At 65.6% G+C, this 24,414-nt stretch carries 24 protein-coding genes and 1 tRNA gene; 6 read left to right on the top strand and 19 right to left on the bottom strand.

Features of this window, described 5'->3' with window-relative positions; genetic code table 11:
• Positions 1–145: 145 nt before the first annotated feature.
• The 5 genes from Q0743_RS32570 to Q0743_RS32550 all read right to left on the bottom strand — a co-directional run bounded on the left by Q0743_RS32570 (position 146) and on the right by Q0743_RS32550 (position 7,452).
• A complete protein-coding gene (locus Q0743_RS32570) occupies positions 146–2,248 on the bottom strand; it encodes a PAS domain-containing sensor histidine kinase (RefSeq protein ID WP_298245509.1) in 2,103 nt (700 codons plus the stop codon).
• Positions 2,249–2,436: 188 nt separating this feature from the next.
• Positions 2,437–4,410, bottom strand: coding sequence for a methionine--tRNA ligase (gene metG, locus Q0743_RS32565; RefSeq protein WP_298245508.1), 1,974 nt, complete (start codon positions 4,408–4,410; stop codon positions 2,437–2,439).
• 47 nt (positions 4,411–4,457) lie between these two features.
• Positions 4,458–5,504, bottom strand: a complete 1,047-nt coding sequence (locus tag Q0743_RS32560) for a DNA polymerase III subunit delta' (protein WP_298245507.1) — start codon at positions 5,502–5,504, stop codon at positions 4,458–4,460.
• The gene (tmk, locus tag Q0743_RS32555; protein WP_298245506.1) at positions 5,501–6,187 is read right to left on the bottom strand and encodes a dTMP kinase; all 687 of its coding nucleotides are present in this window, start codon (positions 6,185–6,187) and stop codon (positions 5,501–5,503) included. Before tmk ends, Q0743_RS32560 begins: the two co-directional genes overlap by 4 nt.
• A 2-nt stretch (positions 6,188–6,189) precedes the next feature.
• Complete coding sequence (locus Q0743_RS32550; RefSeq protein WP_298245505.1) at positions 6,190–7,452, bottom strand: D-alanyl-D-alanine carboxypeptidase family protein; 1,263 nt, start codon at positions 7,450–7,452, stop codon at positions 6,190–6,192.
• A gap of 152 nt (positions 7,453–7,604) precedes the next feature.
• Between Q0743_RS32550 and Q0743_RS32545 the strand changes: the two genes are divergently transcribed.
• The gene (locus Q0743_RS32545; protein WP_298245504.1) at positions 7,605–8,558 is read left to right on the top strand and encodes an alpha/beta hydrolase; all 954 of its coding nucleotides are present in this window, start codon (positions 7,605–7,607) and stop codon (positions 8,556–8,558) included.
• Here the strand turns inward: Q0743_RS32545 and Q0743_RS32540 are convergent.
• Entirely contained in the window at positions 8,555–9,481 is a 927-nt protein-coding gene (locus tag Q0743_RS32540) for a septal ring lytic transglycosylase RlpA family protein (protein ID WP_298245503.1), read from the bottom strand. The genes Q0743_RS32545 and Q0743_RS32540 overlap by 4 nt on opposite strands.
• 773 nt (positions 9,482–10,254) lie before the next feature.
• Here Q0743_RS32540 and Q0743_RS32535 point away from each other — a divergent pair.
• Positions 10,255–10,383, top strand: a complete 129-nt coding sequence (locus tag Q0743_RS32535; protein WP_298245502.1) for a hypothetical protein — start codon at positions 10,255–10,257, stop codon at positions 10,381–10,383.
• 34 nt (positions 10,384–10,417) lie between these two features.
• On the opposite strand, the gene Q0743_RS32530 is transcribed toward Q0743_RS32535, so the two are convergent.
• The gene (locus tag Q0743_RS32530; protein WP_298245501.1) at positions 10,418–10,708 is read right to left on the bottom strand and encodes a hypothetical protein; all 291 of its coding nucleotides are present in this window, start codon (positions 10,706–10,708) and stop codon (positions 10,418–10,420) included.
• A 156-nt stretch (positions 10,709–10,864) separates the two neighbouring features.
• Between Q0743_RS32530 and Q0743_RS32525 the strand changes: the two genes are divergently transcribed.
• On the top strand, positions 10,865–11,455 hold the full coding sequence (locus Q0743_RS32525) for a TIGR00645 family protein (RefSeq protein WP_298245500.1): 591 nt from the start codon (positions 10,865–10,867) through the stop codon (positions 11,453–11,455).
• Between the two features lie 16 nt (positions 11,456–11,471).
• Here the strand turns inward: Q0743_RS32525 and Q0743_RS32520 are convergent, their stop codons facing one another.
• Positions 11,472–11,792: a DUF1476 domain-containing protein gene (locus tag Q0743_RS32520; protein ID WP_298245499.1), complete on the bottom strand. Its 321-nt coding sequence runs from the start codon at positions 11,790–11,792 to the stop codon at positions 11,472–11,474.
• 257 nt (positions 11,793–12,049) lie between these two features.
• Between Q0743_RS32520 and Q0743_RS32515 the strand changes: the two genes are divergently transcribed.
• Positions 12,050–12,271 carry a hypothetical protein gene (locus Q0743_RS32515; RefSeq protein WP_298245498.1) on the top strand — a complete coding sequence of 74 codons (222 nt, stop codon included), beginning with the start codon at positions 12,050–12,052 and terminating at the stop codon, positions 12,269–12,271.
• 51 nt (positions 12,272–12,322) lie between these two features.
• Here Q0743_RS32515 and Q0743_RS32510 read toward each other — a convergent pair whose 3' ends face one another.
• The 3 genes from Q0743_RS32510 to Q0743_RS32500 all read right to left on the bottom strand — a co-directional run bounded on the left by Q0743_RS32510 (position 12,323) and on the right by Q0743_RS32500 (position 15,385).
• The gene (locus Q0743_RS32510; RefSeq protein WP_298245552.1) at positions 12,323–12,514 is read right to left on the bottom strand and encodes a hypothetical protein; all 192 of its coding nucleotides are present in this window, start codon (positions 12,512–12,514) and stop codon (positions 12,323–12,325) included.
• 172 nt (positions 12,515–12,686) lie between these two features.
• Positions 12,687–13,352, bottom strand: coding sequence for an endonuclease/exonuclease/phosphatase family protein (locus tag Q0743_RS32505; RefSeq protein WP_298245497.1), 666 nt, complete (start codon positions 13,350–13,352; stop codon positions 12,687–12,689).
• Complete coding sequence (locus Q0743_RS32500) at positions 13,352–15,385, bottom strand: VTT domain-containing protein (protein WP_298245496.1); 2,034 nt, start codon at positions 15,383–15,385, stop codon at positions 13,352–13,354. Before Q0743_RS32500 ends, Q0743_RS32505 begins: the two co-directional genes overlap by 1 nt.
• Positions 15,386–15,689: 304 nt before the next feature.
• Here Q0743_RS32500 and Q0743_RS32495 point away from each other — a divergent pair, with 304 nt between their 5' ends.
• Entirely contained in the window at positions 15,690–16,298 is a 609-nt protein-coding gene (locus Q0743_RS32495; RefSeq protein WP_298245495.1) for a hypothetical protein, read from the top strand.
• A gap of 77 nt (positions 16,299–16,375) precedes the next feature.
• Here Q0743_RS32495 and Q0743_RS32490 read toward each other — a convergent pair whose 3' ends face one another.
• Together Q0743_RS32490 and Q0743_RS32485 are read right to left on the bottom strand one after the other, a co-directional pair.
• A complete protein-coding gene (locus tag Q0743_RS32490; protein ID WP_298245494.1) occupies positions 16,376–17,119 on the bottom strand; it encodes a DUF2786 domain-containing protein in 744 nt (247 codons plus the stop codon).
• A gap of 49 nt (positions 17,120–17,168) precedes the next feature.
• Positions 17,169–17,258: transfer RNA gene (locus Q0743_RS32485), tRNA-Ser, on the bottom strand.
• 235 nt (positions 17,259–17,493) lie between these two features.
• Between Q0743_RS32485 and Q0743_RS32480 the strand changes: the two genes are divergently transcribed.
• The gene (locus Q0743_RS32480; protein ID WP_298245493.1) at positions 17,494–17,910 is read left to right on the top strand and encodes a hypothetical protein; all 417 of its coding nucleotides are present in this window, start codon (positions 17,494–17,496) and stop codon (positions 17,908–17,910) included.
• 67 nt (positions 17,911–17,977) lie between these two features.
• On the opposite strand, the gene Q0743_RS32475 is transcribed toward Q0743_RS32480, so the two are convergent.
• The 6 genes from Q0743_RS32475 to Q0743_RS32450 form a co-directional block, all read right to left on the bottom strand.
• Positions 17,978–18,301, bottom strand: a complete 324-nt coding sequence (locus Q0743_RS32475) for a hypothetical protein (protein ID WP_298245551.1) — start codon at positions 18,299–18,301, stop codon at positions 17,978–17,980.
• 222 nt (positions 18,302–18,523) lie between these two features.
• Complete coding sequence (ilvD, locus tag Q0743_RS32470) at positions 18,524–20,374, bottom strand: dihydroxy-acid dehydratase (protein ID WP_298245492.1); 1,851 nt, start codon at positions 20,372–20,374, stop codon at positions 18,524–18,526.
• Between the two features lie 293 nt (positions 20,375–20,667).
• A complete protein-coding gene (locus Q0743_RS32465; protein ID WP_298245491.1) occupies positions 20,668–21,522 on the bottom strand; it encodes an ABC transporter permease in 855 nt (284 codons plus the stop codon).
• A complete protein-coding gene (locus Q0743_RS32460; RefSeq protein ID WP_298245490.1) occupies positions 21,519–22,448 on the bottom strand; it encodes an ABC transporter permease in 930 nt (309 codons plus the stop codon). Before Q0743_RS32460 ends, Q0743_RS32465 begins: the two co-directional genes overlap by 4 nt.
• Positions 22,448–23,434: an ABC transporter ATP-binding protein gene (locus tag Q0743_RS32455; protein WP_298245489.1), complete on the bottom strand. Its 987-nt coding sequence runs from the start codon at positions 23,432–23,434 to the stop codon at positions 22,448–22,450. The genes Q0743_RS32460 and Q0743_RS32455 overlap by 1 nt, the downstream gene beginning before the upstream one ends.
• A complete protein-coding gene (locus tag Q0743_RS32450) occupies positions 23,431–24,414 on the bottom strand; it encodes an ABC transporter ATP-binding protein (protein ID WP_298245488.1) in 984 nt (327 codons plus the stop codon). The genes Q0743_RS32455 and Q0743_RS32450 overlap by 4 nt, the downstream gene beginning before the upstream one ends.

The raw sequence follows: 24,414 nt of genomic DNA, 5'->3' as shown, positions 1-24,414 counted from the left end.
CGACGGCACCGAACGCCTGTTGACGGTCCCTCTCCCTCCACAGGTAGGGCGGGCGCGAGGAGACGTCAACGGGACCGGCGACCTCGCACCACGCCGATTCCCGCATAGGTCAGTGCCAGCATGACTGTCATGTGATGGCGGGACGTCAGAGGTCCAGAACCTCGCGCACCTTCTGCGCCAGCTTGTCGCTCCTGTAGGGCTTCTGCAGAAGATGCACTCCAGGGTCGAGCCGTCCATGATGGACGATCGAGTTTTCGGTGTAACCCGAGGTGAACAGAACCCTGATCCCCGGGGCCATCTGCGCGATCCGCTCCGCAAGTTGCTTCCCGGTCATGCCCCCCGGCATCACGACATCCGTGAACAGCAGATCGGGCACGCCGGAACGCGCCACCTCCTGCAGGGCGGACGGACCGTCGCCGGCCTCGGTCACGCGATAGCCCAGCCGGCGTAATTGCGCGACCGCGAATGTCCGCACATGGGGATCGTCCTCGACCACGAGGATCGATTCGGCGCCGGTGGCAGCGGCCAATGGAGCCCGCGCGGACGGAGCATGAACCGCGGCACCGGCTTCCGCGCGCGGCAGATAGATCTTGATGCAGGTGCCAAGCCCGACTTCGCTGTAGACCTGGATATGCCCGCCGGTCTGCTTGACGAAGCCGTACACCATGCTGAGCCCAAGTCCCGTCCCCTTGCCGACCGGCTTGGTCGTGAAGAACGGCTCGAAGATGCGGTCACGCATCGCCGGCGCTATGCCGGTTCCCGTATCGGACAAGGCCATCATGACGTAATGGCCCGGATTGACCTCGACATTTTGCGCGGCATAGTCCCCCGAGAGATCGACATTGGCGGTCTCGACCGTCAGCTTGCCCCCTTGGGGCATCGCATCGCGCGCATTCAGCACGATGTTGAGAATGGCGGTCTCCATTTGGCGGATGTCGGCCGTCACGCTCCACAGCGATTTTTCAAGCCGCAGTTCGACTTCGACATTCTCGCCGATCGTACGCCGCAGCAGCGCATTCATCCGCGTCACGACCTCGTTCAGGTCGAACGTGCTCGGCTCGAGCGCCTGGCGACGGGCGTAGGCGAGCATCAGCTGTGTCAGGCTCGCACCGCGCTCGGCGGCGGCGACGATCGGCTCGACCAGCTTGCGGTTCTGATCATCGCCTTTCATCTCGTCCAAAAGGACTTCCGCGTTGCCGAGGATGACCGTCAGCAGATTGTTGAAGTCGTGGGCGACGCCGCCGGTCAGTTGCCCGATCGCCTCCATCTTCTGCGCCTGCGCCAGTTGCGCTTCCATCCGCTTGCGGTCCGTGATGTCTTCCGTCAGGAAGACAACGCCGCCGATGTTGCCGAGCGCATCGAACCAGGGGCGGACCTCCCAGCGCAGCCATTGCAGCCGTCCGTCGGTTCTCTTGAACGAGTCCTCATCGGCATGCAGCGTCTCGCCAGCAAGGGCGCGGCGATGAATCGTGCGCCAGCGCTCCGGAACTTCGGGAAAGACCTCGTAATGTGAAAGCCCGTGCAGGTCGCGCCCGGCGAGATCATAATCGACAAGCCAGCGATCGCTGTAGACGAGGTAGCGCAGCTCCTTGTCGAGCATGGCAATTGCGGCGGGAGAGTATTTGATGAAGTATCTCAGCCGCTCCTCGCTCTCGCGCAAGGCTTGCGCAGCTTCCTGCTGGAGCACCTCGAGGGCCGTGCGGCTCGAAACGTCCCTCACGGCTGCGATTGCAGCGTGCCGTCCCGCTACGGCAATCGGACTGAGGCTGATCTCTGCCGGAAATTCGGCGGCGTCCTTGCGACGGCCCCACAGCCGCAATCCACCACCCATCATCCGGGTCGTCGGCTTCCTGAAATAGGCTTTGACCTGTTCGGCGTGGGCGCCGCGAAATCGTTCCGGGATCAGCAATTCGATCGGCTTGTCGACCAGCTCGCCAGGCGCATATCCGAAAATGTCCGTGACCCGGTCGCTGGCAAACTCGATCAGGCCGGCGTCGTCGATCATGATGACGGCGTCCGGACTGGCCGCCAGAACGCCTTTGAACCTTGCTTCGCTCGCACGCAGATCGGCCACTGTCCGGTCTCGCGGTGCGGCCCCCTTCCTCAATCTCAGGTTACGCAATCGCTGCCGCAATCCGAGCCTGGGCGACGTTCCGGGTCTTGCTGGCGGCTTGCCGGCGTCTTCGATGTCCGGTGGGTTCAATTCACACCTATTGTTCCTAGGTGCGAAAAGCAGAGTCCGGCTCATCGTTTGCATTGATCCGGATCAATGACTCCAATCAAGTCGCCTGCGTAGCGAGGCCCCGCGACTCGTCGCCGATCCGGATACCCATCCGAGGCGGTCGGCGCGGGATTACCCGGATATGCGCAACCCGCGCTGCCCCTTCAAGGGCGAGCGCGAGCACGGTAACCAGACGCGGAGGCGCCGATCGGCGTCTAGGCCGCCGGCTCGATGTAGCGCGGGAATGCCGGCGTCGGGGCCGGCAGCGTCGATCCCGGTACGATCCGCTTGTCCCCGCCGAGCATGGCGAAGGTGCGCTCGGCTTCGGGGATGCCGAGGCTGTCGAGCAGCTTGCCGGAAGCGGCCGGCATCGCGGGCTGAGCCAGGATCGCGATCTGGCGCACGACTTCGGCGGTGACGTAGAGCACCGTCTTCTGCCTCGCAGGATCGGTCTTGGCGAGCGCCCACGGTGCCTCGCCGGCGAAATAACGATTGGCCTCCGCGACAACGGCCCAGACCGCATTCAGCCAGTGATGGATCTGCTGCGTTGCCATGGCTTCGCGCGAGGCGGCGACCATGCCGTCGGCCATCGCCAGGATCGCCTTGTCGTTGTCACTGAACTCGCCGGGCTCCGGCAGCACGCCGCCGAGCTGTTTTGCGATCATCGACAACGAGCGCTGTGCGAGATTGCCGAGGTCGTTGGCGAGGTCGGCATTGATCCGCGCGACGATGGCCTCGTGATTGTAGTTGCCGTCCTGGCCGAACGGCACCTCGCGCAGGAAGAAATAGCGCATCTGGTCGACGCCGTACTGATCGGCGAGATTGAAGGGATCGACGACGTTGCCGACCGACTTCGACATCTTCTCGCCCCTGTTGAACAGGAAGCCGTGAGCATAGACCCGCTTCGGCAGCGGAATCCCGGCCGAGATCAGGAACGCGGGCCAATATACCGCGTGGAAACGGATGATGTCTTTGCCGATGATGTGCACATCGGCCGGCCAGTAGCGCCAGTTCTTGTCGCGCTCATCGGGGAAGCCGACGCCGGTGATGTAGTTGGTCAGCGCGTCGACCCAGACATACATCACGTGCTCTTCGTCGCCGGGCACTTTCACGCCCCAATCGAACGTCGTGCGCGAGATCGAGAGGTCGCGCAGACCGCCCTTGACGAAGCTCACGACCTCGTTCTTGCGGGAATCCGGCCCGATGAAATCAGGGTGATCCGCGTAGAGCTTCAGCAACTTGTCCTGGTAGGCCGAGAGGCGGAAGAAGTAGCTCTTCTCCTCGACCCATTCGACCGGTGTGCCCTGCGGACCCAGACGCACGCCATCGTCGTTCAGGCGTGTCTCGTCCTCGGCGTAATAGGCTTCGTCGCGGACCGAGTACCAGCCTGCATAGGTGTCGGCATAGATGTCGCCGTTCGCTTCCATGCGACGCCAGATCTCCTGGCTGGAGCGGTGGTGCTGCTCCTCGGTGGTGCGGATGAAGCGGTCGAACGACACGTTCAGACGCTCGTCCATCTCCTTGAAGCGGCCGGCATTGCGGGTTGCGAGGACTGCTGCGGACATGCCTTCGCCGGCCGCCGTCTGAACCATCTTTTGACCGTGCTCGTCGGTGCCGGTCAGGAAGAACACGTCCTTGCCGTCGAGCCGCGCGAAGCGCGCCAGCACGTCGGTCGCGATCGCCTCATAGGCGTGGCCGATATGCGGGCTGCCGTTGGGATAGGCGATCGCGGTCGTGATGTAGAAGACGTTGTCGCGCGCGGGGGCGGCAGCCGGCGCCGCGGCTTGTGGAGCTGCCGCGGGCTTTGGCGCAGGCGGGGCCTTGGGTTTAGAGACCTTGGGCTTTACAGCCTTCGTCGGAGCGACGACGGGAGCCGGCGCGGGGACGATGGCCGGCGCTGCGGCCTTCTTGGCTGCTTTCTTCGCAGGGGCCTTGGCGGGCCTTTTGGCGGCTGCTTTCTTCGAAGCCTTTTTAGCGATGACTTGCTTCTTCGCAGCCTTCTTTGCCGGTTTCGCCGCGCCCTTTTGTCCGCCTCTTGCAGTGGTGGCCTTTTTGGTCGTCTTGACCTTCTTCGCAGCTTTGCGCGCAAGCGCCTTCACAGCCTTCTTCGTGGCTTTCTTGGCAGTCTTCTTGGCCGCCTTCTTCGCAGCCTTCTTGCCCTTGGCGGTTTTCTTAGCTCGCGTTGCCACGACGAATTCCTTTACGGCTTCTCGAATTTTTTGAATCGAATCTGCGCCTAGCGCGTTGCGTCCGCCAGCCAGCCGAACACCGAGAAAACCAAGGGCTTGCGCTCCAGATTGTAGGTTTCGGTGTCGCGCGCGGCGCGGACGATCTTTTCCCATACCTCGCTTAAGCGCGCAAGGCGCGGCAGGTTCTGGTTGGCATTGGCCTCGTCTGCATGCAGGCGTTCGGCGATCCAGCGATCGATGCCGTCGATAAAGGCCGCGAGCGCGACGCGGTCGCTGGTGCCGAGTGAATCCCCGAGCGTGTGCAACTCGCGCGGATCGACCTGCGGCAGGCGCGCAAGCAGCGCCGCCGTGCGTTGCTGGAGCTTCAGCGCGTCGCCGCCGAGCAGCGTCAGGGCGCGTGCAACGCTCCCTTCCGAAGCTTCCGCCGCCTCGCGCAGCGCAGGATCGTTCGGATCGAGCTCGGCCGCCGCAGCGGCAGCCCCGATCACATCGTCCGTTGCGAGCGGCCGCAGGCGGAGCTTGCGACAGCGCGACTGGATCGTGGTAAGCACGCGCGCGGGCGCGTGGCTCACCAGCAGGAACAACGACTGCTGCGGCGGCTCCTCCAGGATCTTCAGGAGCGCATTGGCCGCATTCGGGTTGAGCTCGTCCACGGTGTCGACGATGCAGACGCGCCAGCCCTCGGCCGCCGCGGTCGAGCCGAAGAAGCCGATCGTCTCGCGCGTCTCGTCCACGGTGATCACGGTGCGCATCACGCCGCGATCGTTGGCGGTACGCTCCAGCGTCAGCAGGCCGCCATGCGAGCTCGCCGCAACCTGCCGCGCCACGGGGTCGTCGGGATCGATCGCGAGATCCTCGGCGCGCTGCACGGCTTCCGCCAGTGGCTGGCCATGGGCCAGCACGAAGCGCGCCATGCGATAGGCCAGCGTCGCCTTGCCGATCCCCTGGGCCCCGCCGATCAGCCAGGCATGCGGAATCCGCCCGCTGCGATAGGCCGTCAGCAGCGCTGCCTCGGCCTCACGATGGCCGAACAGACGACTGGTCTCGCGCGGATGCGGAATGGCGCTGTCGCGCTCGGCCTGACGCGGGCTCATGCGGACACCACCGAGGCGGGCGTCGGAAGCAGGCGATCGCGCAGCGCCGTCCAGATGCGGCCTGCGACCGTGTCGGGATCGGAATTGGCGTCGATCAGCACGCAGCGTGCGGGCTCGTCCGCAGCGATCTTGCGATAGGCTTCGCGCAGGCCCTGATGGAAACTGAGCTGCTCGCTCTCGAACCGGTCGGGCGTGCCGTTGCCGCGGCGCGCGGCTGCGCGCTGCAGGCCGATCTCGACAGGCAAATCGAGGATGATGGTAAGGTCCGGCTTGAGATCGCCGATCGTCACCCGCTGCATCGCGTTGATCAGCCCGGCCGGGACGCGGCCGAGGCTGCCCTGATAGGCCCGCGTCGAGTCGGCGAAACGGTCGCACAGCACCCAGGTGCCCTGGTTGAGCGCAGGCAGGATCACGGTGCGGACATGGTCATCGCGCGCGGCGGCAAACAGCAGCGTCTCCGCCTCGGGGCCGAGCAGCCTGCCCATGCCCGACAACACCAGATGACGCATGATCTCTGCGCCCGGCGAGCCGCCCGGCTCACGCGTGACGCGGATGCGCAGCTTGGCCGCCTTGAGGCGGTCGGCGAGTTTCTTGATCTGGGTCGATTTGCCGGCGCCCTCACCGCCTTCAAAGGTGATGAAGCGTCCGCGTCCGGACGGCCGCTGTGCCGCGCTGTCACTCATGATCAGAGCTTCTCGGCGCCTGCGCGGAACATGCCGATCACGAGCTCGCTGGCACCGTCGATCGCCCGGCGCACGGTCGAGCCGGTGCCGATCGCTTCGGCCGCATAGACCGGCGTCTCCACCGCGATGTTGCCGCTCCGCCAGACCCTGACCACACCGACCCGCTGGCCGGCCTCGACCGGCGCCCGCACAGGGCCGCTATAGACGATGCGCGCGATCAGCTTGTCGCTGCCGTTCTTGTGCACCATCACCTTCACAGCAGTCTTGGCGACGAGCTTCACCGAGCGGCTCTCGCCACCGAACACCTTGGCATAGCCGACGGGCTGGTCGGCCGCGATCAGCGTGCGGGTCTCGAAATTGCGGAACCCCCATTCCAGCATCTTCTTGGCTTCCGTGGCGCGATCCTCGGGATCTTCCAGCCCGTTGATGACGACGATCAGGCGCGTGCCGTTCTGCACGGCCGAGCCGACCATGCCGTAGCCGCCTTCCTTGGTGTAGCCGGTCTTGAGGCCGTCAGCGCCCTCCATCGAATTGAGCAGCGGATTGCGGTTGGGCTGGCGGATCTTGTTCCAGGTGTACTCCTTCTCGCCGAACAGTTTGTAGAACTCCGGAAAGTCCAGGATGATGTGCCGGGCGAGGATTCCGAGCTCGCGTACCGTCATCTTGTTGCCGGGGTCGGGCAACCCGTTGGAGTTGCCGAAAGTCGATCTGGTCATGCCGAGCTCGCGGGCGCGCTTGGTCATGAAGTCGGCCGCGAAGATCTTCTCGTTGCCCGCCATGGCTTCGGCCAGTGCGATGCAGGCGTCGTTACCGCTCTGGATGATCGCGCCATGCAGGAGATCGTCGACCGAGACCTTGCTGTTGATGGCGGCGAACATGGTCGAGCCGCCCGAGGGTGCGCCGCCCCGGCGCCAGGCGTTCTCGCTGATCCGGTATTCGTCCGTGAGCTTGATGTCGCCCTTCTTGATGGCGTTGAAGACGACCTCCGCGGTCATCAGCTTCATCATGCTGGAGGGCGCGCGCAGCTCGTCGGCGTTCTTCTCGAACAGCACGCTGCCACTGGAGGCTTCGATCAGGATCGCGGTCGGGGCATCGCCATCGAAGCCGGCATCCTCCGTTTTCTTCGCGCCCTGAACGCTCTGGTTGGCGGCCCAAAGCGCCCCGCCCCAACCGATGCTTGCCACCAGAACCGCCGCGATCAGGCCGCGCGCCAGCGCTCCGGCGGTAAACCGGGTGCGACGGTGCGAAGGAAGACGGTTTGCCATGGCCAAGCCCTGAGAGCAGCGTTCTAACAGCTGGAATTGGCGCGAACAACGCGAGGTTGGGCGCCTGTGCAGAGATTGCACGATTCTCGCCGCGCCCCTATCGTGGCACCTCATGTTTCTCGACCAAACCCCTGAAACAAGGCGGAAAAGCGATGTCCTCCACCCGCGTGATCAAGGCCAACGGCATCGACCTGTTCATCCGCGAAGCCGGCCAGGGTCCGCTGGTGGTGCTGTGCCATGGCTGGCCGGAGCTCTCCTACTCTTGGCGCCACCAGATCCCGGCGCTGGCGGACGCCGGGTTTCACGTCGTCGCCCCCGACATGCGTGGCTACGGTCAGAGCGCGGCGCCGCCTGACATTGCCGCCTACTCGATCTTCGACACGGTCGGCGACATCGTCGGCCTGGTGCAGGCACTCGGCGAAACCAGGGCGATGGTGGTCGGCCACGATTGGGGCGCGCCGGTCGCCTGGCACGCGGCGCTGTTCCGGCCCGACATCTTCACGGCGGTCGCGGGCCTGAGCGTGCCGCCGCCATTCCGCGGCCGCGGCAAGCCGCTCGACCTGTTGCGCCAGGGCGGCGTCACCAATTTCTACTGGCAGTACTTCCAGGCCCCCGGCATCGCCGAGGCCGAGCTCGAGCGCGACGTCGCCCGCACCATGCGCATCGTGCTTGGTGGGCGAGGCCTTGCCGATCCCTCCGCTGCCATGTTCGTGCAGGAGGGCCAAGGCTTCCTCAGCCACGCGACCATCGAGGAGCCCCTGCCCGCATGGCTCAGCGAGGCGGACCTGGCCTATTTCACCGAGAGCTTCCGCAAATCAGGCTTTCGCGGCGGGCTGAACTGGTACCGCAACATCGACCGCAATTGGGAGCTGACGGCGCCCTGGCAGGACGCACAGATCCGTCAGCCCTCGCTGTTCATTGCCGGCTCCCGGGACGCCGTCATCACCGGCTTGATCGGCGCCAAGCGCGTCAACGAGCTCGAGCGCGTGCTGCCGAACCTGAAGCAAAAGCTGATCATCGAGGGCGCCGGCCATTGGGTGCAGCAGGAACGGCCCGACGAGGTGAACGCGGCCCTGGTGAAGTTCCTGAAGGAGAACGGGACCTAGTAGAGCCCGCGGCCGCTCAGGATGCTGCGGGCCTCGGCGGCGCCGTCGGCGGATGAGGACGCGCGCTCGGCGGCATAGCGGCCGTCCGCATCGTAGGACACGCTGCGGACGTTCTGGAGCGCCCGGCCCCGGCCGCGGCTCGAGGCCGACATCTCCGAGGTCGCGTTGAGCGAGGCCATGTCGGCGGAGGTGTTGCCGAGATTATAGGGCCGCCCCTCCGGCATCGGCACGTCGCCGCGAATGGCTCCGCGGCTCGATCCCGGCAATTCCGGCACGAAGGGTCTTGCCGAGGCGACCCGGACCATCGAGGGCGACGGCGCCGGAACGCCGGTGCGCAGGGTCGCCAGAAGCTGGCGGTCGTCGGAGCCTTCGAGGGGCGCCCGGCCGACATATTCGACACGAACCTTGGCGACACCATTTCCTTTGAATTCAAGGAGTTCGGCGGCCTTGTTCGAGACGTCGATGAGGCGGTTGCCGTGATAGGGCCCGCGGTCATTGACGCGGACGATCAGCGACTTGCCGTTCGAAATGTTGGTCACCCGGGCGTAGGACGGCATCGGCAAGGTCGGATGCGCCGCGGTCAGCGAGGTCATGTCGAACACCTCGCCATTGGCGGTCAGGCGGCCGTGGAAGTCATCGCCGTACCAGGACGCCATGCCCTCGGCGCGGTAATTGACGTCTTCCTCCGGCACGTAGGTCTTGCCGGCCACGACATAGGGCTTGCCGACGCGATAGGTGCCGCCGCCCTTCGGGACCGGCTCGCCGAAGGCCACCACCCGGGGGCTCGACGACACGCCGTATTTCGGATCGACGCGGCTGGCGAACTTGTTGGACGAGGCGCAATTGGCCAGCACAATGCAGGTTGCGACCGCCGCAACACCGCGCGCGGCCCGCAAAACCGAATCTGACCGTCGGATCCCCATTCGCCCCAAATACCATTCCGCGGAACGTCTGCCCAATCCGCTGTGCAACGGGCAGCCTGTTCGGTCCTTTGATCCGAACCGGCCCACCACCGCCTCGGAAGCAGTAAGGATAACGCAACCCGAACGCGGCGGAAATGGGGAGCCCGCGGCGATCCCGCCGGGATGGTAAACAGGACGTTCGCATTTTTCCGTTGTTCTACGGGGCATCCCCGAGATTCTGTTGCGCTGAATCCTCACTCCACCCCCATTGTCATTGGCCTCATTGGAATTCTTTTGACTGTGCAAGGCCGCCCGCGTTCTCTCGGATGCAAGGGCGGGATTTGGAATTTAACGATGATCGAGACGGTTTCGGCACTGATGGGTCTGGTAAGCGCGGGGATCTTCCTGGCCCATGCGTTTGAAGGCTACCGCACGAGGGCCTGACGGCACTCGCGCAGACGGCAAGCATCACCTCTTTCAAGGCGGCACGTTCGGACAATTTTAATCAATCCGGCCGAGCATCGAAGGCGAGAGCGGCAGGTGTCCCATGCGCAACCATGATCTGGTCTCTGACGGCTTCCTGGCATTGACCGCCGGCGGTTTGGTCCTGCTCTGCTCGAGCCTGATGGCACTGGCCTTCGCCTGAGCGCCACACTCTCCTTCCGAATTTCCAACCCACCGCATCACTGCGACTGCAGCACGTGACGCTGCCGCTCTCGTTCAGTTGATTGAATTCCCGCGTTCGGCGCCTCGACCTACATTTCAAGAGGCCATCACCGACAGGGGTGACGCACATGCTTGCCGAGAAATTCTTTCTGGTCCTGGAATCGCTGATCCGCAGCGACCGCACCTATCCTGACGGAAGCCCCCGGGTCATCAGCACCTCGCCGCACGTCCCGGTGAAGCTGCCGCGCCGGACATAACCGGCCCGTTGCGCGAGCGCGGGTCACGCGACGCTCAACGCAGGCCCAGCAGGGAGCGGCGGTAGCGGCCGTCGCGAGCCTCGGCCTGGCAGACGAAGCTGCCGTCGAATCCCTGGCCGTACCGCTTCTGACCCTTGCGGTAGTAGACGCCCTTGCGGAAATCCAGCCAGACCACCCTGTCGTGCGGACAATGACGCTGTGCCTGCGCCTCGTAGCGGAACGGCGTCAGTGGTGTCGCCGACAGGTCCGTGGCGCCGGCGCCCATCATGATCGCACCGGCGAGCGCGACCCCGCCCGTCAACCTGCCGAAGCCGCGCTGAATCACTCCCCGCCTCCCGATCCGGGCCGCCACGCGACGGCCGCGCCGCACGCTAACACGAAATGGCGCGATCCGCCGAAGGCGAGGCGCGCGACGTCTTCCGCCGGCCATCTTGTCGGGCTACATGAAAGCGATCGTTGCGATTGCGAGGATGCCGCCTGAATGTCGGTTGAGCCTGGACACCAATCCGAACCTCGTATCGAACCGCGCCCGCCCCTGCCGCGCCTCGGTCTGCTGCCGATGATCATCTTCGGCTCGCGCTGGCTGCAGCTGCCGCTCTACCTCGGACTGATCGTGGCGCAATGCGTCTACATCGCGCTGTTCCTGAAGGAGCTCTGGCACCTCTCCTGGCACGCCCTCGATCTCACCGAGCAGCAGATCATGATGAGCGTGCTCGCGCTGATCGACGTCGTGATGATCTCGAACCTGCTCGTGATGGTGATCGTCGGCGGCTACGAGACCTTCGTCTCGCGGCTCGACCTGCAGGGCCATCCGGACGAGCCGGAATGGCTCGGCCACGTCAATGCCAGCGTCCTCAAGATCAAGCTCGCGATGGCCATCATCGGCATCTCCTCGATCGCGCTGCTGCGCACCTTCATCGAGGCCGGCAATCTCGGCTCGAACCGCGCCGGCTACACCGAGACGGGGGTGATGTGGCAGGTGCTGATCCACATCACCTTCATCGTCTCGGCGCTCGGCATCGCCTATGTCGACAAGCTCAGCGAGTCCGGGATGCGCAAGCACGCCGAATGAGGCGCAACGCCGTCCCTCATTGCTTATCCGCTTCGAGCTGCGCGAGCGCCTGATGCAGGCACTCCTGAAGCTTCTGCGCGACCTGCTCGCGCCCAAGGCCCTTGGCGGCCAGGTCGCCCGACACCTTCTCCACGACCTCGTTCATCGTCTGGTTCTGCAGATGGTCCGTCACCAGCGCCGTCGCGTAGCTCGCCGCGGCATCGCCGCTCAGCCCAAGCTCGCTTGCGGCCCAGAGCCCGAGCAGCTTGTTGGACCGGGCCGTAGCCCTGAATATGAGCTCCTCGTCGTGGGCAAATTTGGCCTCGAAGCCCTGCTCGCGCTTGTCGAACGTGGTCATGGTCAGCTCCATTGCGCTTTTCGCTGATAGGGGTCGGACTGGCTGGGCGAACGTCTCCCGCGGCTTCACGTCAGTTTAGGATCATTTGAAGCTTCCGGCGGAAGCTGGACGCCGTCAAGCCTGCCGGATCAGCCGCAGGCCCGGTTGCACCGCCAGCACAATCCCCGGGCCAGCCAGGCCGGCTAGACAGAGGGATATTTACCATTCGTTAAGCAGACTCAGCGCCGCATGGCTTGGGGCACACCGAGAGCTGACGCATGAACAAAGAGCTGCGGGAGTTTCGACGGCTTGAGCGGGTCTGTCTGGAGCAGGCAGCCCTTTCCATGGACCTCACGCGAAGCGGGCTGCTCAAGGTTGCCGAGGATTGCCGGGTCGCAGCCGAAGCCATCGAGGCGCAATTGCCCCGGAGGCCCTTCGCAGGAGCCTTACAGACGCTCGTACTGACTTTAAACGCAACGCGGATGTCCAACCGGCACTAAAGCGCGACGCGATCACGACGAACCGTCATCGCGCGCACGAATGCCATTGGATCAGGCCTTTGCTGCCGCGGCTTCGCGCGCCAGCCGCTCGGCTTTCAGCCGCTCCTTGTTGGCGTAAAACGCCTTCTGCGCCTCTTCATGGTCGCGCATGGCCTTGTCGGCCTCGATCCGGCGTGCCGCATCGCGCGCCTGGCGCTGTTCCGGGGTCAGGGGTTTGCGTCGGAAGGAAAGGTCTTCAGTCATGCCGAGATAACGCGGAGGTGAGGAAAGAGTTCCTCTCCTCCCCCAAATGCGTCTCAACAAAATATCGAAAAACAACCCCATGCACAGTAGACATGTAATTGTAAAACAAAGAGTTTTTGCAAAGGCTCGCGAGCGATCGACTTGCCCCGTCGGGCAAAACAGCAGCCCATTGCTAGATCTCGATGTCTGCGATGACGGGCAGATGGTCGGAGAACGCCCTCGCCTCCGTATCGGTCCAAACCTTTCCGATCCGGCTGTCGCGCGTCGCATAGATCCGGTCGAGCCGCATCAGGGGTACGCGCGACGGGAAGGTACGTAAGCGCGTGCGGTTCGGGCAAACCTGCGCCAGCACGCGCCGCACCGACTTGACCCAAAACCAGTCGTTGAAGTCGCCGAGGACGACGGTCCTTGCCGGCCTCACGAGGCTGACCAGGGCCTGTGCCTGGGCATAGCGCTCATGAATGCTCAGGCCGAGATGCGTCGCCACCACGCGCACGTCGCCGGCCGGTGTCAGCAGGCTGGTGGCAATGGCCCGGCGCGGCTCGCGCTCCCGGTACGACACGTCGACGATTTCAGGCATCTCCGTGAACGGAAACCGGCTCAGGAGCATCTGACCGTAGTCGCCATCCTCGGTCACGATCGACTTGGCGTGAACGCGGTGATCGCCGACGACACTCGCCAGCTGCGTAAACGGATCGTCCGTCCTCGACCGCGAATCCACCTCCTGAAGCGCGACGACGTCGGGACTCCATTTGCGTATGATGGCGCACACGCCCTCCAGATCGAACTTCGGATTGAGATTGAACGTGCCGTGGACATTCCACGTCATGAAGCGCATCAGCGCCTCCCGGCAAGCCAGGTGGCGACGAATTGCGCGCCCGCGCAGATGCCGAGCCAGCCCAGGAACGCCAGCACCAGCAGCAACATGCTGCTCCAGGATGCATTGCGGGCGACATCCGCGATCTGAGCACCCAGAACCGCCATCGTGAGAATACCTGGCGTCATGCCGAGCGCGGTTCCGACCAGGAAGTCACGCAGAGGCAGCGTGCTCGCGCCGGCCACGACATTCACCACCGAAAAGGGCGCGATCGGAATCATCCGGATCATGACCACGGCAAGTACCCCCTTCCCGACCACGCGGTCCTGGATCCGCGCCGCGCGTCGCCCGAGCAATTGCTGGAGCCGCTCTCGTCCGAGGGCCCGTCCGATCACGAATAGGATGAAGGCGCTGAGCAACACGCCTGATGTCGCCGTGACGAATCCCAACCAGGGGCCAAGGGCAGCGGCCGTTGCCGCGATGAGCACGAGCACCGGAAACACCACGAGCCCGCCGACGACAAAAGCCGCGATCGCAAGCGGCGGCCCCCAGCCGGACTGGGAATAGGCGGACAGCAGGGTCGCGATGCGCCCCGTGTCGGCGAAACCGCTGAGAGATGTGTATGACCAAGCCAACGCGAGACCAAGGAGCGCCACGGCGATCGCTGCGATGCCGATGATCGTCTTCGTGCTCCACATGCGCGAGGCCGCCCGCTCGAGATGAAGAGGCCGCTCAGGATCGGCCACCGGCTGAACCATGCTGGCGAGCGTGCCGGTCGGGACCGCGGCCTCCACGGCCCGCAGCGTCTTCGCTCCATCGGCTTTCGACACCTCGTCGAGGAGAGCAAAGAGATGGTCGTCGTTCTGCGTCACGCTTCGTGCGTCGAGGCCGCAGAAATGAGCGATCAGGCGCCGGCGAACCGACGCGATGAACTGTCGATGCTCGTCGGATGCGGCCTCGAAGATCAGGTCACATTCGCTGTCGGCGCCCATCGACCTGTTGTTCAGGTTGGCCGAGCCGATCCGCAAGGTCTGATCGTCGACGATCATGAGCTTGCTGTGCACCATCACGGCCGCTTCCGTCTCCCCCTCGCGCGAAACCGGGTAGACGAAGCGGATCCGATCGGCCACGCCCGCTTCACTGAAGCAATCGATGAAGGCCCCACGGCCGTTCTGCATGGCCTGGGATTCCAGCCACGAGGAATGCAATTTGGGAGCAACGACCAGAACCCGAAGCGACGGCACGCGCTGCATCTGCTCGGCCAGCACCTCGGCAATCCTGGTGGCGCTGGTGAACTGGTTCTCGATGTAGATGAACCTCGTCGCCGACCGGATCGCCGCGATCAGCGAGCGTTCGACCTCCCTGGTGGTCGACCCTGCGGGGGAGACCACCTCGGTCCGGGCGATCCCCACCGGAATCTGCTCGGCATCGACCGGCACGTTCGACGGCCAGCGCAGTCGCTTCAGTGCGCGCCGATCATGCGTCTGTTGGCCTGCCGCACGCCACCGCGCCTCCGCGAGCTCGAATACCGAGGCGGCTGCATCGCCGTCGACCAGGCATTGGACGTCATGAAACGGCGGGTATGGCTTGCCTTGCGGATCGCAGCGCGAGGCGAGAGCGGCGCAATGGTCGCTCGTGTCCCAGCGCCGGATCGTCAGATCCAGACCGCCGACGAACGCCAATGATCCGTCGATACAGACGATCTTCTGGTGCTGCGCCGAGCCGAACGGAAGCGTGGAATCCAAGACGAATTGGACCCTGCCCTCGGTATCGGCGGTGAATTTCGCCGCGGAATTCCATTCCCGTTCGGACGCGTAGAACGAGACGAAATCCCAGACCAGGATGTTGATCCGTAAGCCCGACCGCCGCTGAACCAGGGCGCGCAGGAACGGACCGAGCTGATCCGGCAGGCCATCCTCGGCGCGCCCGGAAGCTCCGACCAAATTGGTCTCGCTATGGATATCCCACCCCACGATGTAGACGATCTCCTGCGCATCGAGCAGCGCCTCGCGCAGGGCCGCGAAATAGGTCGCGGCATCATTGAGAACCGCCACGCGCCGCGCCTCGCAGCGTCGCCAGACGGTGTCGCCGGGGATCAGGGTCGATGAACTCTTGAGCAGGGGGACCTCGCAAATCGCGTTCGCGGCTAAACGCGCTGAAGGCTCAATGGGTTCCACGAGGAACAGAAGCGCGCTGCTCGACGCGACACCAAGCGCTCCGCTCTTGCACCGGCGCCGATGCGGCGTTGCCCGGTGCGGCAATCGCAATTGCGTGAGACCGCAACGTCATTGAGACATGTCAATACCAGCAAGCCCGAGCTCTGGGATCGTCACTCCGGCAAGCAAATTGGAGACCGCCATGTCAGAGCAGAGCAGCGTGCATTTCTACCTGAACTGGACCAAGGAGCGGATCGACGAAATGGATGCCGCCCTCGCCTCCTTCGAGGTCAAGGCCGGCCAGGCCAAGGCCGAGTCCAAGGTCAAAACGGATCAGCTGCTGCAGGATCTGACCAAGCGCCGTGATGAATTCAAGGCGATGCTCAAGACCCAGGCAGAAGCAGGTGAAGCCGCCTGGGCGAGCGCCAAGACCGACCTCGACAAGCAATGGGCCGGATTCGAAGCCCAGGTGAAAACCTACTTCGAGGGCGCCGGCAAACAATTCGAGCAGCAGCAGGCGACGTTCAAGGACGTTGCCGCGGCTCAAGCCAAGGCCTGGCGCGAAGCCGCGGACAAATTCCGCGAGGCCGCCGGCAAAGTCGCCGCAGCCCACACCGGCGACATCGACGCCGCACTCAAGCAGATGAAATCCGATGCGTCCGAAGCGGAGGCGCGCCTGCAGAAGCTGAAGCAGGCCGGGAGCGAATCGTGGTCGGTCCTGAGCGCGGCGCTCGCTGAATCCCGCAAGGCTTTCGATGAGGCGAACAAGGCGGCGTGGAATGCGCTGAAGGGCGGCAATGTGAAGAGCTGAGGATTTCGCTTCGCTCGTGCTGCCCGCTCAGGAAGGCAGACGTAGCGGTCGAAGCCGGGCCCCGCCCCGATGCGCGCTCAACTTCCTCTGCGAGTGGTACCTGACTGCGACCCGCCAAGCCCCGGATTGATCGCCAGCGACGCGCCGGCAGCGCCGCCGGCTTCATAGGCGGTCATCGACACCATCCGGCTGGCGCTGCGCACGGTCCGGAGCTTGAGGTCGAGCTTATCCAGTTCTGCGTCGACCACCGAGGTCTTGAGGACGACCAGCCCACGGCCAGTGCTTTCGTTGACCTGATCGCGAGTGGCCTTGATCGCCACCAGCCTGTCCGCGATAGACGCCACCATCCCGAGCGCGAAGGAGGCGTTGGCCAGATGCCGCTCCTGGTGCCGGAACCTGCCGTAGTCGACCGAGGTCTTGAAGCGGCCGAGTTCGGCGCGCACGGCGCCGTCGATCAACTCGGCCAGGTAATGCGCGACCTCGATATCCGCAGCCAGACCGAAGAACACGTAGATGTTCTCGCCGGCCGCGTTCTTCTCCCGCCAGACCCGGCAATCGCAGAACTGAGCGATCGCGCCGATGCAGTCGTCAAGCGGAATGCGCTTCTTGCGATGGGTCTCGAAAACCCTGCGTTCGCAGGGCGAGGCGCGCAGCTCGACGTCGGAGAGCGACAGATCGTGGCGATCCAGGAGCTCGGCGACCTTGGCGGCGGCCGACAGCGCCTCGTCCTCGGTGCAGCCATTGGCGATGGTCTTGGCACGCAGCGCCTGAATGCGGAGCTTGAGCTTGTCGAGGGAGGCGGGAGTGGAGGTCTGGTTCACGGATTACCTGTCTGGGAGAGCCCGACCGACGGACCCCGGACGGATCGATTGGCGGAAGGGGTGGGATTCGAACCCACGGTACCCTTGCGGGCACGCCGGTTTTCAAGACCGGTGCCTTAAACCACTCGGCCACCCTTCCAAACCCGGAATGGCTGTCGCTTAACGCAGTCGACCGCGTAAGGCAACGCGAAGTTGGGCGGCCCTGCCGCGGGACTTGGTGGGCCCCTGCTCCGACCTTCGTTTTGGACGCCGCTGGGGCCTTGCTCGCATCTCGTTGGCGGCGGGCTGCTGAGGATGCCCCTCCGTTGACCAGGATCAAAGGATGTTCCTTCGCCCGCTCTAGCGTTGGTTGACACCATGGACGGAGGATGAGGATGAGGCTGAAGCGACTCCTGGCCGCCGTTGCGCTGCTGGTAGGATTTGCGACGCCCGCGCTGGCGCAGCGGTTTCCGCCGCCGGTGCTGCAATATACCGGGCAACTGGTTTTTGGCCCGACACTCATCGTCGGGTTGACGGTGGTCAACTGGCGCGATTACGCGCCTGCGCTCTTCGCGGCATCGCCAAATCTGCCGCCGTGCGGGCTCACTCCCTCGGCATCGCGGACCTGGGTCGACATCTACAACGCCAGGAAGCAAAGGCTCTACGGATTCTGCGGCTTCACCGATCCGTCCAATCTGTCGCAGCTCTTTTTCTCGGTTCCCAACACCCAGCGGCCCAGAGCGGTTTTCATCACCCTCAACGACCGGTTGAAGCACCGGATCGTCGTGTCGAACAAGGTGGCGATTCCGTGAGCGGTGCAAAAGAAAACGCGGCGCCCTTTGAGAGCGCCGCGTCAAATCCGTTTCTGACGATGTCGGCTCAGTAGCCGCAGGACGCGCAGCCCATCTGCACCGGGGCGTAATAGGAATAGCCGGGCGAGACCATCTCGACGCGCTGGCGGGTGGCGTATTGCGGCGGGATGCGCTGGTACTGGACGCTCGGCGGCGCGACCATCACGGTCTGCGGCACCATCACGGTGCGGTACTGCGCGGGCGTACGGTGCGCGACCACCGAGCCCGGAGAGACCATCACGGTCTCGTCGACGGTGCGGTACTGCGGCGCGACGTATTGCTGCTGATAGCAGGTCTGGCACGGCGGCGGTGCGTAGCAATTGTAGCAGCCGGCCGAGGCCGCGCCCGTCATGGAAATCGCGGCGACGGCGGTGGAGAAAACAACAGCAAGCGTACGCGACATTATTTTGGTGCCCCAATTGCCCGAAATGGATTTGCGAAGGTCGCCGCATTATACGCCGCAAAACCCTGCTTTGCCGAACTTCGTGGAGGCATCCTTAACGCGAGCGGCCGGCTTGCGCCGGCCGTTCAGGACTCGTTGACCATCTGCGTACCGCGCGAACGCGGCGCGCGCTCACTTCGGGCGACGCTTCACCTCGCGCACCGCGCCGCGCGCGGCGCTGGTGGTGAGCGCGGCGTAGGCCTGCAGCGCGGTCGAGACGTTGCGCTTGCGGCCCACCGCCTGCCAGGCCGCATCGCCCTTCGCCTCTTCCGCGGCGCGGCGCTTGGCAAGCTCCTCGTCGGAGACTTCCAGGGTGATGCTGCGGTTCGGGATGTCGATGGCGATGATATCGCCGGTGCGCACGAGACCGATGTTGCCGCCCTCTGCCGCTTCCGGCGACAGATGGCCGATCGACAGGCCCGAGGAGCCGCCCGAGAAGCGGCCGTCGGTGACGAGCGCGCAGGCCTTACCTAAGCCCATCGATTTCAGATAGCTCGTGGGATAGAGCATCTCCTGCATGCCGGGGCCGCCGCGCGGGCCTTCATAGATGATGACCACCACCTCGCCGGCAACGACCTTGCCGCCGAGAATACCCTCGACCGCCGCGTCCTGGCTCTCGAACACGCGCGCCGGGCCGGAGAACTTCAGGATCGAGGCGTCGACGCCGGCCGTCTTCACGATGCAGCCGTCCTGCGCGAGGTTGCCGTAGAGCACGGCAAGGCCGCCGTCCTTGCTGAAGGCATGCGCGAGATTGCGGACGACGCCCTTCTCGCGGTCGGCATCGAGCTCGTCATAGCGGCGCTCCTGGCTGAACGCGACCTGGGTCGGGATGCCGCCGGGCGAGGCGCGATAGAAGGTGCGCACCGTCTCGCTCTTGGTGCGCGTGATGTCCCAGCGCTCCAGCGCGTCCTTCATGGTCGGCGCATGCACGGTCGTAACAGAGGTGTCGATCAGCCCGGCACGATCGAGCTCGCCCAGGATGCCCAAGATGCCGCCGGCGCGATGCACGTCCTCGACATGGACGTCGGCGACCGAGGGAGCGACCTTGCACAGCACGGGCACGCGGCGCGACAGGCGATCGATGTCCTGCATGCTGAACTTGACCTCGCCTTCATGGGCGGCGGCGAGCAGATGCAGCACGGTGTTGGTCGAGCCGCCCATGGCGATGTCGAGCGTCATTGCGTTCTCGAACGCCTTGAAATTCGCGACGTTGCGCGGAAGCACCGACGCATCGTCCTGCTCGTAGTAGCGGCGGACGAGATCGACGATGGTGTGGCCGGCCTCGACGAACAGGCGCTTGCGGTCGGCATGGGTGGCAACCACCGTGCCGTTGCCGGGCAGCGCAAGGCCGAGCGCCTCGGTCAGGCAGTTCATGGAATTGGCGGTGAACATGCCCGAGCAGGAGCCGCAGGTCGGGCACGCCGAACGCTCGATCACCTTGACGTCCTCGTCGCTGACCTTGCTATCGGCCGCAGCCACCATGGCATCGATGAGGTCGACGGCCTTGGTCTTGCCGGCCAGCTTGACCTTGCCGGCTTCCATCGGGCCGCCCGAGACGAACACGGCGGGGATGTTGAGGCGCAGCGCGGCCATCAGCATGCCGGGCGTGATCTTGTCGCAGTTGGAGATGCAGACGAGGCCGTCGGCGCAATGCGCATTGGCCATGTACTCGACGCTGTCGGCGATCAGCTCGCGCGACGGCAGGCTATAGAGCATGCCGTCATGGCCCATGGCGATGCCGTCGTCGACCGCGATGGTGTTGAACTCCTTGGCGACGCCGCCAGCCTGCTCGATCTCGCGGGCGACGAGCTGGCCGAGGTCCTTGAGGTGGACGTGGCCGGGCACGAACTGGGTGAAGGAGTTGACGACCGCGATGATCGGCTTGCCGAAGTCGCCGTCCTTCATGCCCGTCGCGCGCCAGAGGCCGCGAGCGCCCGCCATGTTACGGCCGTGGGTGGTGGTGCGGGAGCGATAGGCTGGCATGGCTGTTTCCGTCCTCGGGTTTGGGGCCGGGCGGGAAAATATGGTGCCGCCTCAGGCCTTTGTGGCCGGATAGCGCAGCCGGGGAACGCGCGCAACGGGAACTTGGGGCTGACAGGGCTCCCCTGCTCCCGGCGCGGGGGCGCTCGTGCCCCGGACGCAGCGCAGCGCTGTCCCGGCGATGCGGAGCATCGTCCGGTCAGCGCTGCGCTGCAGAGCCGGGGCCCATGTGGCAGCGCGTGCTGGGGCCTTCTGGGTCCCGGCTCGCGCTTCGCGCGTCCGGGACACGAGACCGCCTATTGCAGCGTCGGATCAAGCCGGTCACGCAGCCAGTCGCCGATGACCGAGACCGCCAGCGTGGTCACCACGATGGTGGTCGCCGGGGCCAGCATGATCCAGGGGGCCCGGGTCAGGTACTCGCGGCCGTAGCCGACCATGTTGCCGAGGCTGGTCATCGGCGGCTGCACGCCGAGGCCGAGGAAGGACAGGCCCGACTCCATCAGGATCACCTCGGGGAAGACCAGCGTGGTCGAGACGATCAGGGTCGAGGCGATGTTGGGCAAGATGTGCCTGAGGTAAATCCGCGACGGCGTGGCGCCGAGTTGGCGGACCGCTGCGGCGTAGCCCTGCGCATTGGCGGAGATGGCAAGGCCGCGGGCGATGCGGGCGTAACGCTCCCAGCCGAACAGGCCCATCAGGCCGATCAGGAGCGGCAGCGAATTGCCGAAGAAGGCGAGCACGGCAAGCGCCATGATCAGGAACGGCATGCTGGCCTGGAAATCGGTCAGCATCAGCACGAGCTGCTCGACGAGCCCGCGGAAATGCGCGGCGAGGAAGCCGAGCGTGGTGCCGACGATCGCGGAGATGGCGGTGGCGCCGAAGGCGATCAGCAGCGAGATGCGGATGGAGACGAGGAGCCGCGACAGCACATCCCGGCCAAGCTCGTCGGTGCCGAGCCAGTGCGCGACATTGCCGGGTGCAGCGAGCCGGTTGCGCAGGTCGAGCTGGGTGTAGCCATAGGGCGCGATCTTCTCGGCGAAGGCTGCGACCACGAGCATCGCGACGATCCAGCTGATCGCAAGGAGGACCGAGATCGGGATCGCCGGCAGGCTGATGTGGCGGGTGGTGTCCTTCAGCGTCGCGTCGGTCATGCGTGCGCTCCCTTCGCGCGCAGGCGCGGATCGAGGAAGCCGTAGAGGAAGTCGACGATCAGGTTGGAGGTGACCATGGTCATCGCCACCAGCAGCAGGATACATTGCACGACGGCAAGATCGCGGTTGGCGACGGCAACGACGAGCAGCCGCCCTACCCCCGGCCAGGCAAACACGCTCTCGACCACGACCGCGCCAGCGATCAGCGTACCAACCATGAATCCCAGGATGGTCACGGTCGGGATCGCCGCATTCGGCAGCGCATGCGAGGTCACCACCTTGCGCCACGGCACGCCCTTGGCCGAGGCGGTGCGGATATAGGGCTGGCCGAGCACCTCCAGCATGGCGCTGCGGGTGAAGCGCGCCAGCACGGCGGCGCCGCCGAGGCTCAGCGTTGCAATCGGCAAGATGGCGTGGCGCCAGCTATCTTGTCCACCCGACGGCAGCCAGCCGAGCTGCACGGCGAAGACGAGCACGAGGATCAGCGCCAGCACGAAGCTCGGCACGGTGAAGCCGGCGACTGCCGTCATCATCACGGCACGGTCGATGGCGGAGCCGCGATGCAGCGCAGCGTAGATTCCGGCGGGAACGCCGAGCGCGACTTTGAAGACAAAGGCCGGCAGCGTCAGCGCCAGCGTCGCCGGAATGCGCTCCAGCACCAGCTCGATCGCAGGCCGCCCGTCGCGCATGGAGCGGCCGAGCTCGCCCTTGGCGATGGCATGGAAGTAATCGAGATACTGGAACCAGATGGGATCATCGAGGCCCCAGGCCTTGCGGAACGCCGCGAGCACCTCGGGCGGCGCCTCAGGTCCCAAAATCATCAGCGCGGGATCGCCTGACAGCCGCAACACGACGAAGGCGAAAGTGACGACGAGCACGATGGTGAGCGCGGCGCGTCCGATCCTGATGGCGAAATAGCGTCCCATCACGCGGCGTCCCGCGTTTGCGCGCCGGTCACGAGATGACAGGCCACCTGCCTGTCGCCGCCGACGGCCGAAAGCGCCGGCACCTCGCTCGCACAGCGGGCGACGGCGCGCGGGCAGCGCGGATGGAAGGCGCAGCCTTGGGGGCGCGCTGCCGGGTTCGGCGGATCGCCTGCCAGCACGATACGGCCGGCACTGCGGCGGCCCGGCGCGGGCGACGCCGAGACCAGCGCCTGCGTATAAGGGTGCTCGGGACGCGCAAAGAGATCGTCGGCGCTGCCGATCTCGACGATGCGGCCGAGATACATCACGGCGACGATCGTGCTGATCTGCCTGACGACCCGCAGGTCGTGGCTGATGAACAGCAGCGTCAGCCCGAGCTGCGCCTGGAGATCGCAAAGCAGGTTCACCACCTGCGCCTGGATCGAGACGTCGAGCGCGCTCACCGGCTCGTCGCAGACCAGGAAATCGGGCTTTGTCGCAAGCGCCCGCGCCAACACGATGCGCTGGCGCTGGCCGCCGGACAGCGCCCCCGGATAGCGCGTGCCATGCGCCGGCATCAGTTCGACCGCGCGCAGCAATTCGCGCACGCGCTCCTCGCGCATCGCCGGCGTGCCGATGCCGTGAATGTCGAGCGGCTCGCGGATCTGCGTTGCGACCGGCAGGCGCCGATCCAGCGCGCCTAGCGGGTCCTGGAAGATCATCTGCATCCGCGCGCGCTGCGCACGCCACGCGGCCGTCCCTGGCGTGGCCATCGCCTTGCCGTCGAAGCGCACCTCGCCCCGATCGGGCGGCTCCAGCCCAAGCACGATACGGCCGGTGGTCGACTTGCCCGAGCCGGACTCGCCGACAAGGCCCAGCGTCTCGCCTCTGGGAATGGTCAGCGACACGCCGTCGACGGCATGGACGGCCGCAGCCCGGCCGAACATGCCCGAGCGCATGCTGTAGCTGCGGGAGATCGCGGACACCTCGACGAGCGGCGGGCTCATTCGGCGGCGATCCCGAGCAGCGCGCAGCGCGAGGCTTCGGCTCGGATGCAGGCGACGGCCCGATCATCGGCGATGCGCGCCAGACTCGGCGCGGAAACACTGCACGCCTCGGCCACCATCGCGCAACGCGGCGCGAAGGCGCAACCGTCAGGCATTTGCGCGGGATCAGGCACCGTGCCTGGGATGGCGGTGAGGCGGCGGCGTGGCCCATCGAGCGGCGGCAGCGCGCCGATCAGGCCTTGCGCGTAGGGATGAACAGGGTCGGCGAAGAGCTGGTTGCTGGGCGCCTGCTCGACGATGCGGCCGGCATACATCACCGCGACGCGGTCGCAGTTTTCCGCGACGACGCCGAGATCGTGGCTGATCAGCACCATCGCAATGTTCATCTCGCGGCGGATGGCGGAGAGCAGCTCCAGGATTTGCGCCTGGATGGTGGCATCGAGCGCGGTGGTCGGCTCGTCCGCGATCAGCAGGTCCGGATTTCCGGCGAGCGCCATCGCGATCATGATGCGCTGGACCTGGCCGCCGGAGAATTCATGCGGATAGGCCTCCAGCCGCCGGCCGGCGTCGGGAATGCCGACGACATCGAGCAGCCGCCGAGCTTCCGCCTTCGCGGCCTCACCGGAGAGGTTTCGATGCAGAATCAGCGCCTCGCAAAGCTGTCTGCGGATGGTCAGCACCGGATTGAGCGCGCTCGCGGGATCCTGGAAGATCATGGCGATGCGCCCGCCCCTGACCTGGTCGAGCTCGGAAGCCGGCGCGCCGAGGAGCTCGCGGCCATCGAGCCGGACCGAGCCGGAGACTTGCGCGTGCCGCGGCAACAGCCCGAGCGCGGCAAGCCACGTGACCGACTTGCCGGAGCCGGACTCGCCGACGAGGCCGACGGCCTCGCCCTCCTGCAGGATGATATCGACGCCGCGCAGGACCGGCACGCCGCCGAAGGCGACGCGCAGGTCCCGGATACTGACCAGCGGCGACAT

Source organism: uncultured Bradyrhizobium sp. (genome assembly GCF_936943645.1).
Classification (GTDB): domain Bacteria; phylum Pseudomonadota; class Alphaproteobacteria; order Rhizobiales; family Xanthobacteraceae; genus Bradyrhizobium.
This window is presented reverse-complemented; position numbering and strand designations above follow the sequence as displayed.

Coding starts and splice junctions, on each gene's coding strand:
- Q0743_RS32475 (WP_298245551.1), bottom strand. CDS start 18,301: ATGACGGGCGCGGCCTCGGCCGGCTGCTACAATTGCTACGCACCGCCG.
- Q0743_RS32460 (WP_298245490.1), bottom strand. CDS start 22,448: ATGGGACGCTATTTCGCCATCAGGATCGGACGCGCCGCGCTCACCATC.
- Q0743_RS32535 (WP_298245502.1), top strand. CDS start 10,255: ATGCTTGCCGAGAAATTCTTTCTGGTCCTGGAATCGCTGATCCGCAGC.
- tmk (WP_298245506.1), bottom strand. CDS start 6,187: ATGAGTGACAGCGCGGCACAGCGGCCGTCCGGACGCGGACGCTTCATC.
- Q0743_RS32465 (WP_298245491.1), bottom strand. CDS start 21,522: ATGACCGACGCGACGCTGAAGGACACCACCCGCCACATCAGCCTGCCG.
- Q0743_RS32480 (WP_298245493.1), top strand. CDS start 17,494: ATGAGGCTGAAGCGACTCCTGGCCGCCGTTGCGCTGCTGGTAGGATTT.
- ilvD (WP_298245492.1), bottom strand. CDS start 20,374: ATGCCAGCCTATCGCTCCCGCACCACCACCCACGGCCGTAACATGGCG.
- Q0743_RS32540 (WP_298245503.1), bottom strand. CDS start 9,481: ATGGGGATCCGACGGTCAGATTCGGTTTTGCGGGCCGCGCGCGGTGTT.
- Q0743_RS32450 (WP_298245488.1), bottom strand. CDS start 24,414: ATGTCGCCGCTGGTCAGTATCCGGGACCTGCGCGTCGCCTTCGGCGGC.
- Q0743_RS32510 (WP_298245552.1), bottom strand. CDS start 12,514: ATGACTGAAGACCTTTCCTTCCGACGCAAACCCCTGACCCCGGAACAG.
- Q0743_RS32495 (WP_298245495.1), top strand. CDS start 15,690: ATGTCAGAGCAGAGCAGCGTGCATTTCTACCTGAACTGGACCAAGGAG.
- Q0743_RS32570 (WP_298245509.1), bottom strand. CDS start 2,248: ATGAGCCGGACTCTGCTTTTCGCACCTAGGAACAATAGGTGTGAATTG.
- Q0743_RS32545 (WP_298245504.1), top strand. CDS start 7,605: ATGTCCTCCACCCGCGTGATCAAGGCCAACGGCATCGACCTGTTCATC.
- Q0743_RS32560 (WP_298245507.1), bottom strand. CDS start 5,504: ATGAGCCCGCGTCAGGCCGAGCGCGACAGCGCCATTCCGCATCCGCGC.
- Q0743_RS32520 (WP_298245499.1), bottom strand. CDS start 11,792: ATGACCACGTTCGACAAGCGCGAGCAGGGCTTCGAGGCCAAATTTGCC.
- Q0743_RS32515 (WP_298245498.1), top strand. CDS start 12,050: ATGAACAAAGAGCTGCGGGAGTTTCGACGGCTTGAGCGGGTCTGTCTG.
- Q0743_RS32455 (WP_298245489.1), bottom strand. CDS start 23,434: ATGAGCCCGCCGCTCGTCGAGGTGTCCGCGATCTCCCGCAGCTACAGC.
- Q0743_RS32550 (WP_298245505.1), bottom strand. CDS start 7,452: ATGGCAAACCGTCTTCCTTCGCACCGTCGCACCCGGTTTACCGCCGGA.
- Q0743_RS32525 (WP_298245500.1), top strand. CDS start 10,865: ATGTCGGTTGAGCCTGGACACCAATCCGAACCTCGTATCGAACCGCGC.
- Q0743_RS32505 (WP_298245497.1), bottom strand. CDS start 13,352: ATGCGCTTCATGACGTGGAATGTCCACGGCACGTTCAATCTCAATCCG.